This window comes from Verruconatronum alginivorum, assembly GCF_056590205.1.
The window spans coordinates 5957481-5972029 of the sequence record NZ_JBWPVQ010000001.1 but is presented as its reverse complement, the minus strand read 5'-3'; the positions used below and the strand labels follow the sequence as shown (position 1 = coordinate 5972029).

General features: G+C 59.8%; 8 protein-coding genes. 4 read left to right on the top strand and 4 right to left on the bottom strand.

From position 1 onward, the window contains the following. Positions 1-97: 97 nt before the first annotated feature. Positions 98-949 (top strand): hypothetical protein, encoded by an 852-nt coding sequence (locus tag ACWUI2_RS21990; protein WP_486984996.1) that lies wholly within the window; start codon positions 98-100, stop codon positions 947-949. A 565-nt stretch (positions 950-1514) separates the two neighbouring features. On the opposite strand, the gene glgB is transcribed toward ACWUI2_RS21990, so the two are convergent. From glgB to ACWUI2_RS21970, 4 genes are all read right to left on the bottom strand, one after another. Beyond that, positions 1515-3455, bottom strand: coding sequence for a 1,4-alpha-glucan branching protein GlgB (gene glgB, locus ACWUI2_RS21985; RefSeq protein ID WP_486984995.1), 1941 nt, complete (start codon positions 3453-3455; stop codon positions 1515-1517). 12 nt (positions 3456-3467) lie between these two features. Beyond that, complete coding sequence (gene treS, locus ACWUI2_RS21980; protein ID WP_486984994.1) at positions 3468-6821, bottom strand: maltose alpha-D-glucosyltransferase; 3354 nt, start codon at positions 6819-6821, stop codon at positions 3468-3470. 44 nt (positions 6822-6865) lie between these two features. Next, positions 6866-8851, bottom strand: coding sequence for an alpha-1,4-glucan--maltose-1-phosphate maltosyltransferase (locus ACWUI2_RS21975; RefSeq protein ID WP_486984993.1), 1986 nt, complete (start codon positions 8849-8851; stop codon positions 6866-6868). Between the two features lie 1138 nt (positions 8852-9989). Beyond that, a complete protein-coding gene (locus tag ACWUI2_RS21970; RefSeq protein ID WP_486984992.1) occupies positions 9990-10481 on the bottom strand; it encodes a YchJ family protein in 492 nt (163 codons plus the stop codon). A gap of 134 nt (positions 10482-10615) precedes the next feature. Between ACWUI2_RS21970 and ACWUI2_RS21965 the strand changes: the two genes are divergently transcribed. From ACWUI2_RS21965 to sppA, 3 genes are all read left to right on the top strand, one after another. Then, positions 10616-11122: a hypothetical protein gene (locus ACWUI2_RS21965; RefSeq protein WP_486984991.1), complete on the top strand. Its 507-nt coding sequence runs from the start codon at positions 10616-10618 to the stop codon at positions 11120-11122. Then, the gene (locus ACWUI2_RS21960; protein ID WP_486984990.1) at positions 11116-12138 is read left to right on the top strand and encodes a murein hydrolase activator EnvC family protein; all 1023 of its coding nucleotides are present in this window, start codon (positions 11116-11118) and stop codon (positions 12136-12138) included. The genes ACWUI2_RS21965 and ACWUI2_RS21960 overlap by 7 nt, the downstream gene beginning before the upstream one ends. A gap of 477 nt (positions 12139-12615) precedes the next feature. Continuing rightward, entirely contained in the window at positions 12616-14415 is a 1800-nt protein-coding gene (gene sppA / locus ACWUI2_RS21955) for a signal peptide peptidase SppA (RefSeq protein ID WP_486984989.1), read from the top strand. Positions 14416-14549 lie beyond the last annotated feature (134 nt).

Genomic DNA, 14549 nt, shown 5'->3' with positions numbered 1-14549 from the left:
TTAAAAGGCCGTCGAAAAACTGTTAAACGTTCGTCAAACCACTTCGCCGAGCTTGCGGGGCGTTGACAGATGGGAGCGCCGGGTGGGAGATGATGGCATGCAGCCCAAAGATCCCAGCCAGCATGTGTTCCGCGAATCGCTCGAAGAGCATCGCGACGGCTATTCGGTCAGTTATCAGCCCGCCGACGCCAGATGCGCGATCGCGATGATCAATCTCTTTTACGCGGAGGTTCCCCGGGACCGAAACCTGGTCGCGAGGGCGATGGAAGCGGAACTGGAGCATTGGTTGGAGCGGTTTCCGGTGCCGGTGAAAGTGACCGCCTACAATGCCCGGAAACGGATGATCCGAATCTCTCCCAATACCTCGGAATGCCAGATGATGGGTTACGTCCGGCTGTTGGACGAGACCATCGTGCGCCGGTGGGGGCTGATGGAGGATTTCGAGATTCCGGCGGAAACCTGCCACCCGGATCACCTGGAAGAGGCCTACGCGAAAATTCCGTTCCGGGTGCGGGATGAGATCCGGGAGATGGAGCGTCTGGCGTTTCGGGTCAAACTCAAAGGGGTGGCTTTGACGTTGGGGTTGATGTTGTTGTTTCCCCTATTTTTGCAAGCGATCCTGCATTGGGGGCGCGATTTGGTGGTCTATTTGACCGTGGCCAGTTTTCTGATGGGGGCCTACAAAGGGGCGGGCGTGATCGGCCTGCGGAGACCCTCCCGTTTCGAACGCAGGAAGGCGGAGCGCCTGGGGAAGCGGGAGCATTATTTTTTCCATTGCGAACGAAATCCGGCGAGCTTCGCCCGTTTGGAGAAGGAAAATTTCAAGCGGGAAGTGAACCGGGAAACGAAAAAGGCGAAGCAGATTCTGGAAGATCTTTCGAAACGGAGTGGCCGGGAACGAACCAGTTGGATGGCGGTTCCCCGGTTGTTCCGCGCGAAAAGTTGTTGAGTAGTTGGTGTGTTGTTGATGTTGGCCGCGGGCGCGGCGCTTTCGAGCAGGATGAAGGCGCCGCGCCCGTTGTGCGATCGGGCTGTCGTCTATCGGCTATTAGCCAGACCCTATCCGGAAAGGGTTTCGGGCGTTCGCTTGGCTGAAACAGCAGTGAAGACGACACACCCCACCATGCTCGCGCATGGTCCCCCCTCTCAAGAGCAAAAATCCGGGCTGCGCCCGGGGAACAACATAGAATGAAACTTGGTTTCCGAGGCGGAGCCTCTTTGGAGTGCTCCGCGTCCCCGCGGAGCTTTCGAGCGTGCGGAAGAGCTTCGATGGTCGAATGGCTGCCGGGCGTGCGGTTGTCGTTGGCCATTCGAAAGCGGTGCGGGGACGCACCGCACTCCAAAGCGCTTCGCGCGAAAACCGGATCGCCCCCCATCCCGCATGAACAGTGAAGTTGAATAAGAGGGGAACTGACTTACAGAAAGATCCCCTCTTGAGAGCGGTGTGGTGTGTTTCCGGGCCGGTCCGGCCGCTGCAAACCAATTTCGGACGGGATCTTGCTGTCGTCTATTGGCTATCGTGAGCCTTCGTATTTGAAGAAGACGACGGCCAGGGGAGGGAGGGTGATGTTGATGGTGTGAGGGCGGCCATGCCAGGCGAACGGGATCGACTCGACTCCGCCGAAGTTGCCTTGGCCGCTGCCGCCGTATTCGGGGGCGTCGCTGTTGAGGGCTTCGCGCCACCAACCGGCGTGGGGAACGCCGACCCGGTAGTTGTGGTGGACCACCGGGGTGAAGTTGAAGACCGCCAAAACGGTTTGTCCGCTCGACGGTGAGATGCGGAGCCAGGTGAAGGCGCTATGGTCGGAGTCGCCGCCGTCGATCCAGGAGAAGCCGGCCGGGTCGAAGTCGGCCTCGTGCATCGCCGGGGTGCTCCGGTAGAAATAATTCAGTTCGGAAGTCCAGCGATTCAGCCCTTGGTGGAGCGGTTGGTCGAGCAAGTGCCAGTCGAGGCTGGAGTCGTGGTTCCATTCCCGCCATTGGCCGAATTCGCTTCCCATGAAGAGCAACTTCTTGCCGGGATTGGCATACATGTTGCCGAGCAGAAGCCGGGCGTTGGCGAACTTCTGCCAGTCGTCGCCCGGCATTTTCCCGACGAGCGATCCTTTGCCGTGGACCACCTCGTCGTGGGAAATCGGCAGGGCGAAGTTTTCGGAAAAGGCGTAAACGGTGCGGAAAGTCAGTTTGTTGTGATGGTATTTCCGGTGGATCGGGTCCTCGGAGATGTAGGAAAGAGTGTCGTTCATCCACCCCATGTCCCATTTGCAGCCGAAACCGAGGCCGCCGAGGTAGGTCGGACGGGAAACGCTCGGCCAGGCGGTCGATTCTTCGGCGATGGTTTGGACGTCGGGATAATTCTTGTAAACCTCCTCGTTGAAACGCTTGAGCAGATCGATGGCCTCCAGGTTCTCCCGTCCGCCGAACTTGTTGGGAATCCACTCTCCCTCCTTGCGGGAATAGTCGAGGTAGAGCATCGATGCCACGGCGTCGACCCGGAGGCCGTCAATGTGGTATTTGTCGAGCCAGAAGAGGGCGCTGCTGATGATGAAGGAGCGGACCTCGTGGCGGCCGTAGTTGAAAATATAGCTCTGCCAGTCCGGGTGGAAACCTTGGCGGGAGTCTTCGTGTTCGAAAAGATGGGTGCCGTCGAAGTAGGCGAGACCATGCTCGTCGCTCGGAAAGTGGGAGGGAACCCAGTCGAGGATGACGCCGATTCCGCGCTGGTGCAGGTAGTCGATCAGGTACATGAAATCCTGCGGCGTCCCGTAGCGGCTGGTCGGGGCGAAGTATCCGGTTGTTTGATACCCCCAGGAACCGTAGAACGGATGTTCCATGACCGGCAGGAATTCGACGTGGGTGAAGTTGAGGCGGGTGAGGTGGTCGGCCAGTTTCGGGGCGATCTCCCGGTAGGTGAGGGATCGGTTGCCTTCTTCGGGGACCCGCATCCAGGAGCCGAGGTGCATCTCGTAGATCGAGATCGGACGGTTCAGGGCGTTGCTATCGCGGCCCCGGTTTTCCATCCAATGCTCGTCGTGCCAGTCGTAGTTCAGATTCCAGATCACTGAACCGGTGGAGGGCGACTGTTCCTGGCGGAAACCGAACGGGTCGGTCTTGTCGACTCTGTATTTGTTATGCCGTGACGAAATGAAGTATTTGTAAACCGCGCCATGTTCGACCCCGGGAATGAACCCCTGCCAGATGCCGGAGCTGCCGTGGGGATGCAGCGGATGGCTGGTTTTGTTCCATCCGTTGAAGTCGCCGATCACGGTCACCGATTCGGCGTTGGGCGCCCAGACCGCGAAGTGGACGCCGGCCCGGCCGTCGCGAACCATGCAATGGGCTCCCAGTTTGTTGTAGAGCCGGAAATGGGTCCCTTCGTTGAAGAAGTGGATGTCCGAATCGGTGATCGGCTCGTAATTGCAGGGAAATTCTTGCGTGTGTTCTTCTTGATTCATGCGGGAATAATCTTATTCGTCTTCGAGCAATTGCAGGATGCCGCGGATCGGAACTCCGATCCAGGCCGGCCGGTTGTTCAGTTCGTAGGTCAATTCGTAGAGGACCTTTTCAAGGAGGGAGGCCCGGAGCAGGATGGAAAGTTCGTTTTCGTCTTCCGGGATCAGGCCGGTTCCCCGGACCTCGTCGACGTAGGCTTTGAAAAAAGCGGTGGAGACCCAGTCGTGCCAGAAATGGGCCCACGGTTCGAGTTGCAGGATTCGTTGCTCGGGCGTGTTGCCGAGGTCGATATGACGCATCAGTCCGAGCTGGGCGGCGTAGTGGAACGACCGGAGCATGCCGCCGACGTCGCGCAGGGGGGGACGCTTGATGCGACGTTCACTGAGCGAGCGGGCCGGTTCTCCCTCGAAATCGAGGATGACAAAATCCTTGCCGGTGTAGAGGACCTGTCCGAGATGGTAATCGCCATGGCACCGGATGCGCGCGCTCTGGATCGGAGTATCGGCGACCAGACGGAAACGCCGGAGCAATTCGTCCTGGAGGCCGAGCACCTTCTGGGCGTCCTCGGCGACATCGGGCGGGAGGTTTTTCACCTGACGCTTCAGTGTTTGCAGCGCCCGGAGGCAGAGATTGCGCATCGATTGGAAGAGCGACCGTTGGTAGAACGGAGTGAACGGTTCCGGCGCGAAGTCCTTGTTGTCCGGGTCCGAGGCCAGCGCCCGGTGGAGCTCGCCGGTGCGGCAACCGAGCAGCCGGGCGTTTTCCAAGAAGGTCCCGAGGAGTTGAAACGCCTGTTCGGGGAACTCCTCTTTGATCGAGGCGATCAATCCCTTCGGCTTTTTCGGCGCGGTCGGCATCTCGACCAGCAGCGACTGGATTCGCTCGAAGTAACGGGTCAGCGAGTCGAGGGAATATTCCCAGGCGTCGCGGCTGTTTGGCACGAATTCCGCCATCAATCCGAGACTCATGGTCTGACCCTTGGCCGGTTTCAGTTCCAGGGAACCGGCGAGGGCAGGAACGTTCGGGAACTTTTTCTCGGTCAGGAAACGAGTGACTTCAAGATCGGGATTGATCCCTTCGTCCAACCGCCGGAAAAGTTTCAAAATCAGCGCGTCGCCGAAGAGGACGGTGGTGTTGCTCTGTTCCGCGGTGTTGACGGCCGGTTCGAGGGAATCGGCCTCCTGGCGGAGCTTGCGGAGGACGGGGGTGTTGTTGCTGATCACCTCGCTGGTCTCGCCGGAGAAAGTCCGCTTCCGGGTGATGCCGGCGAGGAGGGCGGTGCAGAAGTCGGCGTTGCCGACCGCGTCGTAAAGGATGCCGCTCTTGTTTTTGCCGGTGACCTCGATCCGAGCGATCGCGAGATGGAGCAAGTCGTCCAACGCGCTCTCGTCGGCCGGAAGGAACGAGAGCGGGAGCAGGTAGGTCTCGGTCTCGTCCTGGACGTAGTCGACTTTAAGAATCGTGATGAAGGTGGTGTCGCCCTTCGACGGAATCGTAACGATTTCGTCGATACTGACGCTTTTAAGCGCCTTGCTCTTGCTGCCGAACCAGCGCCGCTTTTGAATGTAGCTCTCCAACACGTTTTCCAACGCGGTGCGGGCCTTGCGTTCCTTCAGGACGTTTTCCCAGCGGTCGCGGACGGTGATCAACGTCTCGCCCCCGGCGATCGACTGGAGGTGGTCGCTGGTCTCGGGAGTGGCGATCGGTTCGAGGGAAAACCAGTAGAATGAATGCGGCCCGAGGGTGAGGAAGTAAGGATCCTCGGTGATCGGCGGGAAGGCGTTGCGCCCGAAAATCTCGACCGGCACATGGTGTTCGAATTCGGAAAGATCGAGTTCCACCGGTTGGACGAAGCGGGAAAGATTCGCCACCACCAGCAGACGTTCGTCCTCGAAGGCCCGGATGTAGGCGAGGACCTTCCGATTTTCCGGTTCGATGAACTGGATGCTTCCCTGGCCGAACGCGCGCCAGCGTTTGCGGGCGGCGAGGAGGCGTTTGGTCCACCAGAGGAGGGAGTGGGGATTGCTCTGGTGGGCTTCGACGTTGACCGATTCGAAATGGTATTCCGGGTCGACCACGACCGGCAGGAAGAGCCCTTGCGGGTTGGCCCGGGAGAAGCCGGCGTTTTTGTCGGAGCTCCATTGCATCGGGGTGCGGACGCCGTTGCGGTCCCCGAGGAAGACGTTGTCGCCCATCCCGATCTCGTCGCCGTAGTAGAGGACAGGCGTGCCCGGGAGGGAGAAGAGAAGCGCATTCAAAAGTTCGATACGGCGCCGGTCGTTGCCCATCAGCGGGGCCAGCCGGCGACGGATGCCGAGGTTGATCCGGGCTTTCGGATCGTGCGCGTACATCCGGTACATGTAGTCGCGTTCCTCGTCGGTCACCATCTCGAGGGTCAACTCGTCGTGATTGCGCAGGAACAACGCCCATTGGGAGGTCTCCGGGATCTCCGGGGTTTGTTCCATGATGTCGACGATCGGCACCCGGTCCTCCATCCGGAGTCCCATGAAGAGGCGGGGCATCACCGGGAAATGGAAGGCGACGTGGCATTCGTCCCCTTTGCCGGAGCCGAAGTATTCGACGGCATCTTCGGGCCATTGGTTGGCCTCGGCGATCAGCATCTTGTCCTCGTAATTCCGGTCGACGTGGGCCCGGAGTTTTTTCAGGAACTCGTGGGTCTGGGGGAGGTTTTCGCAATCGGTCCCTTCTTCCTCGTAGAGGTAGGGGACAGCGTCGAGTCGGAGGCCGTCGACGCCCATGTCGAACCAGAAATCGAGCACCTTGAAGATCTCCTTGTGGACCTCCGGATTTTCGAAATTCAGGTCGGGTTGGTGGGAGTAGAAACGGTGCCAATAATAGGCGTTGGCGACCGGGTCCCAGCTCCAGTTGGAGGCCTCGAAATCCTTGAAAATGATCCGGGTCTCGGCGTACTTGTCGTCGTTGTCGTTCCAGACGTAAAAGTTGTGCCACTTGCTCCCCGGCTTGGCCCGGCGCGATTTCTGGAACCACGGGTGTTGGTCGGAGGTGTGGTTGATGACCAGTTCGGTGATCACCCGCAGGCCCCGGCGGTGGGCCTCTTTCATGAACTGGCGGAAGTCGGCCAGCGTCCCGTAATCGGGATGGATCGAGTAATAATCGGAGATGTCGTATCCGTCGTCGCGGAGGGGGGACGGGTAGAACGGCAGAAGCCAGAGGGCGGTGATGCCGAGGTCCTGGAGGTAGCCGAGTTTGCTGGTGAGGCCCCGGAAATCGCCGATGCCGTCGGCGTTGCTGTCGACGAACGCGCGGACGTGGCTTTGGTAGATGACGCCTTGTTTATACCAGAGCGGATCCTTTTCCGGAAGACCTGTTGATTTTGCTTTTGCCATATTCGAGAAGAGATATTTGAGAGATACGACGGGTGGGGACTACCTCACATGAAGTAGTCGAAATCCTGTTCGGTGCGGACCCGGCGGCGGATGCGGAACACCTGGGCCGGAACGAATCGCGGGTCGAGTTCAACATAATTGCGGCGGCCATGCCAGAGATAACGGGCCCCGGTGATCAATTCGTGGGCTTGGAACGTATCGGCCATTTCGATACAATGTTTCGATAAGTCGAATTCGGCCCAACCGCTCTGGGTGTGGTGGGGGTCGAGATTGACCACCATCAGCAGGATGTTCTCGCCCGATTCGGAGTGTTTGCTGTAGGCGATGATCTGCTCGTTGTCGGTCGGGTGGAAAACGAGTCTCTCGTTGGCGTGCAAGGCCGGATTCTCGCGGCGGATCCGGTTGATCCGGGTGATGATGTCGGTGAGGTTGTCCGGCGAGTCGTAGTTCCAGTGCTTGATCTCGTATTTCTCGGAGTTGAGGTATTCCTCCTTGCCGGTCGCCATCGGGAGATGGTCGCACAGTTCGAAGGCCGGACCGTAGATGCCGTAGCTCGCCCCGAGCGTGGAGGCAAGGACGAGGCGGACGATGAAACCGGGGCGGCCGCTGTATTGAAGATATTGGGGCAAAATGTCGGGGGTGTTCGGCCAAAGATTCGGACGGAAATACTCCGACAGCGGCGGTCGGGTGAGCTCGGTCATGAACTGGGTGAGCTCCCACTTGGTGTTCCGCCATGGGAAGTAGTTGTAGGATTGGCTGAACCCGGCTTTGGCCAAATTATACATGACCTTCGGGCGGGTGAAGGCCTCCGAAAGAAGGATGACTTCCGGGTGGTTGGTTTTGATCTCTTCGATCACCCATTTCCAAAACGGAAGGGCCTTGGTGTGCGGATTGTCGACCCGGAAGACGGTCACTCCCTGTTCTATCCAGTATTCAAAAATCGACTTCAATTCCTCCCAAAGGCCCTTGCGGTCGGTGCTGTCGAAATTGAGCGGGTAAATATCCTGGTATTTTTTCGGCGGATTTTCGGCGTATTGGATGGTGCCGTCGGGACGTTGGATGAACCATTCCGGGTGTTCCTTGACGTAAGGGTGGTCGGGGGAACATTGGAAGGCGATGTCGAGGGCGATCTCGATGCCGTGGTCGCGCCGGGCGACCTCGACCAGATGATGGAAATCCTCCAAGGTGCCGAGCTGCGGATGGATCGCCTTGTGGCCGCCGTCTTTGGAGCCGATGCCCCATGGACTCCCGGGATCGTCGGGCCCGGCCTCGGTGGAGTTGTTTTTTCCTTTGCGGAAGGCGTCGCCGATCGGGTGGATCGGGGGAAGGTAGAGGATGTTGAAACCCATTTTGGCGACCCGTTCGAGGTGTCGTTCGACATCCTTGAAGGTGCCATGTTGGCCCGGTTCGGCGGCGGCGGAGCGGGGAAACATTTCGTACCAGGCGCCGTAGCGGGCGAGGACCGGTTCGACCATGACGTTGAGTTGGCGGGGATAGCGGGTGGCCCGGGAGCGGTCGGCGGCGCGGAACATCAGGATGGCGAGTTGGGGATCGACGGCGATCCGGACCCGCGCGGGCAACCGGTCGGGGCTTTCGTCGGAAAGGTCGGCGGCGGTCCGTTTCAGCAGATCGGCGATTTGGGGTTCGGCCCGTTCCGCCCCCTGCTGGATCAGGCGGGTGCCGATTTGGAGGTCGACGGTGACATCCTGTCCGGCGTTGACCCGTTTCTTGAAATCCTCCTGCCATGATTTGAACGGGTCGACCCAGGCTTCGAGAGTGTAGGAGTAGAGGCCGAGTTCGGTGACCGGGAACGAGGCGGTCCAGCGGTCGTTGACGGTAGGGACCATCGGGACCTCGGTCCAATCGCTCTCGCCGGGCCCACGGTGGAGGAGGACGGCCGAGAGGCGGTCGTGTCCGTCGGCGAAGATATCGGCTTCGACGCGGACCTCTTCTCCGAGCACCCGTTTGACCGGAAAAATGCCGCCATCGATTTCGGGCGTGACCCCTTCGATGATCGCGCGTTCTGGCAAGGAATCGGCTGGTATGGAACGTTTGGCCATAAAACTCTGATGCAACTGGTTGTCGGTTCGTTCGCCAAGTCGGCTGGCGGGTATCCCATGCGCGGAATTCCCAAGTGGTTCCTACCTTACTCAAAAAGGAAAACCATGGCAAGGGCTCAAGGGGACTGAGTCAGTCTTGCTGGACCGTAAGCGGAAAGGGGTGGCATGTTTTTCACTGGGAGGGATGGCATCCTGCCGTCCGCCGGCGGCGTTCGGTTTCAAGGGGAAAGGTCGGCTGGAAGCCAACCCTCCGATTTGGCCCGTAGTGGGGTTGGCTTTGCCGCCCCACCGTTTGGTGTCCGAACGCGGGAGCCAATCGATCCCATCGGCGACGTGTGACATCGAATATTCGGCCCGCTGTCTTTGGCCGCTGCTGTCGGGCGGCGGAGCCAACCCGACTACGGGGACTGGCGACGTTTTTCCCCGTCACTGGGAGGGATGGCATCCTGCCGTCCGCCGGCGGCGTTCGGTTTCAAGGGGAAAGGTCGGCTGGAAGCCAACCCTCCGATTTGGGCCGTAGTGGGGTTGGCTTTGCCGCCCCACCGTTTGGTGTCCGAACGCGGGAGCCAATCGATCCCATCGGCGACGTGTGACATCGAATATTCGGCCCGCTGTCTTTGGCCGCTGCTGTCGGGCGGCGGAGCCAACCCGACTACGGGGACTGGCGACGTTTTTCCCCGTCACTGGGAGGGATGGCATCCTGCCGTCCGCCGGCGGCGTTCGGTTTCAAGGGGAAAGGTCGGCTGGAAGCCAACCCTCCGATTTGGGCCGTAGTGGGGTTGGCTTTGCCGCCCCACCGTTTGGTGTCCGAAGGCGGGAGCCAATCGATCCCATCGGCGACGTGTGACATCGAATATTCGGCCCGCTGTCTTTGGCCGCTGCTGTCGGGCGGCGAAGCCAACCCGACTACGGGGACTGACGGCATTCTTCCCCGTCACTGGGAGGGATGGCATCCTGCCGTCCGTCGTCGGCTTCGCGCTCAGACTCAGGTCGGCTGGAAGCCAACCCCTCCGATTTGGCCCGCACATCGAATTTTCCGGCCAGCCGTCTTCGGCGGCTGCTCCGCGAGGACGCGATCACTCCAAAGAGGCTCGGTTTCGAAAGCCGATCAAACGCCGCAACACTTTTTGGCTTTTTTTCCGCTGCCGCAGGGGCAAGGGTCGTTCCGACCGACCTTCGGTTTGTCGCGACGGACGGTTTGGCCTTTTTGCTCCTCCATGCCGGAGTAAAACCAGCGGCCACCGGAGCGTTCGAAGAGAGCCTTTTCGAGATGGGTTTGTTTTTGGCCGTTGGCGGTGAAATGGGCCGCGAACTGGACCGACCCCCGGTCGTCTCCTTCTCCGCCACCCTCGGTGGCTTGGATTTCGAGTCCGTTCCATTCGGATTCCCGCGCCCATTTCCGGGTGTCTTCGGCGGAAAAATCCGCTTGCTGGGCCGGGGTCAGCGTTGATTTCAAGTAGTCGATCTCCTCCTTGGCGTAGGCCGAATAACGCGAGCGCATCAGGGCCTCGGCGGTGGGAGCCGAGCGGAGACCTTTGATGAAAGGCTCGCAGCACTCGGCGTATTCTTGACCTGAACCACACGGACAGAGAGAGGACATCCTTTTAATTTTTGCCAAGGTCGGGAAAACGCAACCCGGAAGTTGGCGGTTTTTGGATGTGCGGGGCCGATCGGCGGTTTTGAGTTGTGATTCAAAAGGATTTGGTCTTTTTCGATTATTCAATGTCATTCCCTATGCGACGAATCGTTCTCATGACCCTGTTTCTGGCTGGAATCCTCTTCGCCGGCGGCTGCCGGACGGCGGACAAGGATTTTGAGCCGTATCTGTGCCGCTTTTACCTCGAAGAAAGTCGGCATCTCCCCGCCAGTCATATCGTCGATATGATTCTGCCGATCAGCGGAAGTCATATAACGGTGCGGGCCAAACCGTTGTTCGGGGAATGGGACGTCGCTCGAGCGACCCATGTCGAAACTCAGGACGGTCCGGCGATCGTGTTGCTTTTCACGGCGGCCGCCTCCAGGGATTTGTATCGGACGACGATCAGCAACCAGGGCCGTCGCCTGGTATTGACCATCAATGGGGTTGCGGTCGGAGCTCATTACATCTCCGGAGCGATCGAGGATGGGCGGATCGGCTTTTTCCTCGAGGTCGACGACGAGCATGTTCCGGAAATCGCCGAAGGAATCCAGAAGACCGCGGCGGAAATTCAGCGCCGGGCTCAACGGTCGTCCAGATGGTGAGGGTCGCGGCGTTTTGGCTGGTTTGGATCGCGCTGGTGGGAGTCGGATCCGCAAGTGGTTCGCGGCTGCAAATCGTTTGGCCGACCCCGAATCCGGCTTACTCGAAAGGGGAACCCCTGGAAGAATATGTGCAGCCGACGGTCTCGGGTCGGGTCGAATCCGCCTTGTTTGGCTGCGTCCGTAATGACGGGGCCCGATTCCATGAAGGCCTGGATTTGAAACCGATTGCCCGCGACCGCCGCGGGGAAGCGATCGACCCGGTGTTTTCGGTGATGTCCGGGGTCGTTCGACACGTTAACCAGGTGGCGGGCAACAGTTCCTACGGGCGGTATGTGGTGATCGAGCATCCGCAGGTGACTCCGCCGGTGATCACGCTCTACGCTCATCTGGCGAGTGTCGACGAGGCGGTGCGAGCCGGGGCCGAAGTGAGGATGGGGCAAACCATCGGAATCATGGGGCGTTCGGCGGGAGGCTATACGATTCCGCGCGAGCGGGCGCACGTCCATTTCGAGATCGGCTTCTGGCTGACCGAGGATTTTCAGTCCTGGTATGAGTGGCGGCGATTCGGTTCCGCCAACCGCCATGGGCGTTTCAACGGCATGAACCTGGTCGGCATCGACCCGCTCGATTTTTACGACGAATACCGGGCCGGAAACGTCGCGGGTTTCCAGGAGTATATCGACCGGTTGCCGGTGGCGTTCACGATTCGGGTCCGTTCGGAAAAGATGCCGGATTTCGTCCGTCGGTATCCTTCCCTCGTGACTGGAAGCGTGCCGTCGGGACGATTGGGCGGCTGGGAAATCGACTTCACATCATTCGGTCTCCCGAAGCGCTGGCGGGCGCTCCCCGAGGGGGATCCGCTGCTGGCCGCCGGGGGGCGCGTCGAGGTGATCGAACACGATCCGGAAGTGGTGGCGCTGCATGCCTGTCGCAACACTTTACGCATCCAGCGGGGGCGACCGACGATCGGCAGCCGGACCGAATTGCTCCTGCAACTGCTGTTCGGATTCCGGTGAACCTCCCGGAAGCAGTGGAGGCCGGGGGTAAGTGCGTCCGTGTCGGCGATTTTATCTGGGAAATTGTTGGAGTTCCGCCTTCAGGCGGTCCCACCTCGATCTAAAAACCTGCTGAAGCCGGAACACCAACAGGGCAGACGCTCAACCGCAGGAAGTTTCATCGGCCAGATGAAATAGCCCTGTGTTGTGGGTCAGGGCGCGATTGAACGTGGTGGGGAAAACAGACAACCATCTGTCATTGCGAGGAAGGAGGAACGACTGACGCGGCAATCCACGTTCCGGGAAAGGGGGCGCGGGCCGCTGTTTCGTGGATTGCTTCGTCGACGGAGCCTCCTCGCAATGACACGACGGTGAGCCCCCTATTTCTGATTACACCCGACGCGCCTCGCGTTCTTCGGCATTGCCATCAGCGTGGGGGGTGGCAATAATGGATGGCTTGTGATGTGCAACCGGCTGGAAAGAGGATGGGTAATTTGAATGAAGACGTTCATTAAAATCGTTGTGGGCAATTTGGTGGCCCTGATGTTGTTCGGGTTTTTGGCGATGATGTTTTTCGGGGCGGCGATCACCGCACTGTTCATGGCCGAGGAACCGGTGACGGTGCCGCAAGACGCGGTTTTGGTGGTCGATTTGACCGCCAACATCACGGATGCCCCGGCTGCGGCCGACTTGTGGCGCGCGATCGAAGAGGCGGTCGGCGCCGGAGCTGCCCCGACCTATTCTCTGCGTACCCTCACCAATGCGATCCGCAGCGCGGCGACCGATGACCGGATCGCGGCGGTTTTTCTGCATGGAACCTTGATGCCGGAAGGCTATGGATCGGGGTATTCGACGTTGCGGGAATTCCGCCAAGCCTTGCTCGATTTCCAGGAATCCGGAAAACCGGTGATTTCCTATGTAGAAAATCCGGCGTTGCGGGATTATTACGTCACTTCGGCCAGCAACCGGATCTTGATGAATCCGTATGGTTTTGTCGGCTTGAGCGGCCTCGCTTCCCAACAGATCTTTTTGAAGGGGGCCTTGGAGCGTTATGGCGTGGGGGTCCAGGTGACGCAGGCGGGACTTTACAAGTCGGCGGTGGAGATGTTCACGGAGGAAGAGATGTCGGAGGCGAACCGGCGGCAAATCGAGGAACTCCTGGCCGGGATGTGGGGGGAGATTTTGGAGGCGATCGGTGGAAGCCGTAACGTGTCACCGCCGGACTTGCAGCGATTGGCTGATTCGCGCGGGTATCTCGATTCCGAACGGGCCGGAGCGGCCAATTTGGTCGACCGGATCGCCTACATGGACGAGGCCCTGGACGAACTTCGGGAGCTCACCGGCACGAGGGCCGGGGCGGAGTTTCCGCAAATTGATCTGATGACCTATTCCCAGACCTTGCGGGAGGCGACGGCCCGGCGGCGGGGAGCCGGAAGTCCGGTGATCGCGGTGGTTTACATCGAAGGAGACATCGTCGATGGCGAAGGGGCCATGGGTTCGGCTGGAGGAAGCCGGTTCGCGCGGGAAATCCGGAAGTTACGCCATGATCCGAACGTGCGGGCGATGGTGGTGCGGGTGAACAGTCCGGGAGGAAGTGTTTCGGCGGCGGAAACCATCCAACGGGAAATCCAGCAGGCGCGCGAACGAATGCCGGTGGTGGTCTCGTTCGGCTCGATGGCGGCTTCAGGCGGATATTGGATTTCGGCGGAAGCCGACCGCATCTTTGCCCAACCGAACACGATTACGGGATCGATCGGGGTTTTCGGGATTTTGCCGAATTTCCAGGAGATCGCGAACCGGCACGGGATCACCTTCGATGAAGTAAAAACCGCCCGGTTCGCCGACGTGTTTTCGCTGGTCCGTCCCAAGACCGAAGAGGAAATGGAGCGGATCCAGGAATTGGTCGACGACATCTATCAGGATTTCCTGGAGCGGGTGGCCCGTGGTCGGGGAATGTCGATCGAGGAGGCGCATCGATTGGCTCAAGGACGAATCTGGACCGGAGCCGAGGCACTGCGTTTGAACCTTGTGGACGAGATCGGTGGTTTGCGCGAAGCGATCGGGTATGCCGGGGAGCAAGCCGGATTGGAAACGTGGCGGATCCAGGAATTCCCCCGTCCGGCGGAGTTGGCGGAAATTCTGGCGGAGATGTTTGCTCCCGAACACCGGCCGTTGGTCGGACGCCATCCGGCGGAGGGATTATTGCGGGAATTCCGGACTGAATATGAGTCGTTGAAGATTCTTAACGACCCCCGAGGCATTTACGCGCGGTTGCCGTTTTCATTGCGGATTCAGTGAGGAGGGATTGAACTAACTCCGCAGTTGGAATGGCCGCAAAAAAGCGCAAAATACACAAAAAGCATGGGATAGCCTCATGAGAGACGGATTATAACCGGTCTCCCGCTGGACGAATCGGCAGGGCTATTTCCTTG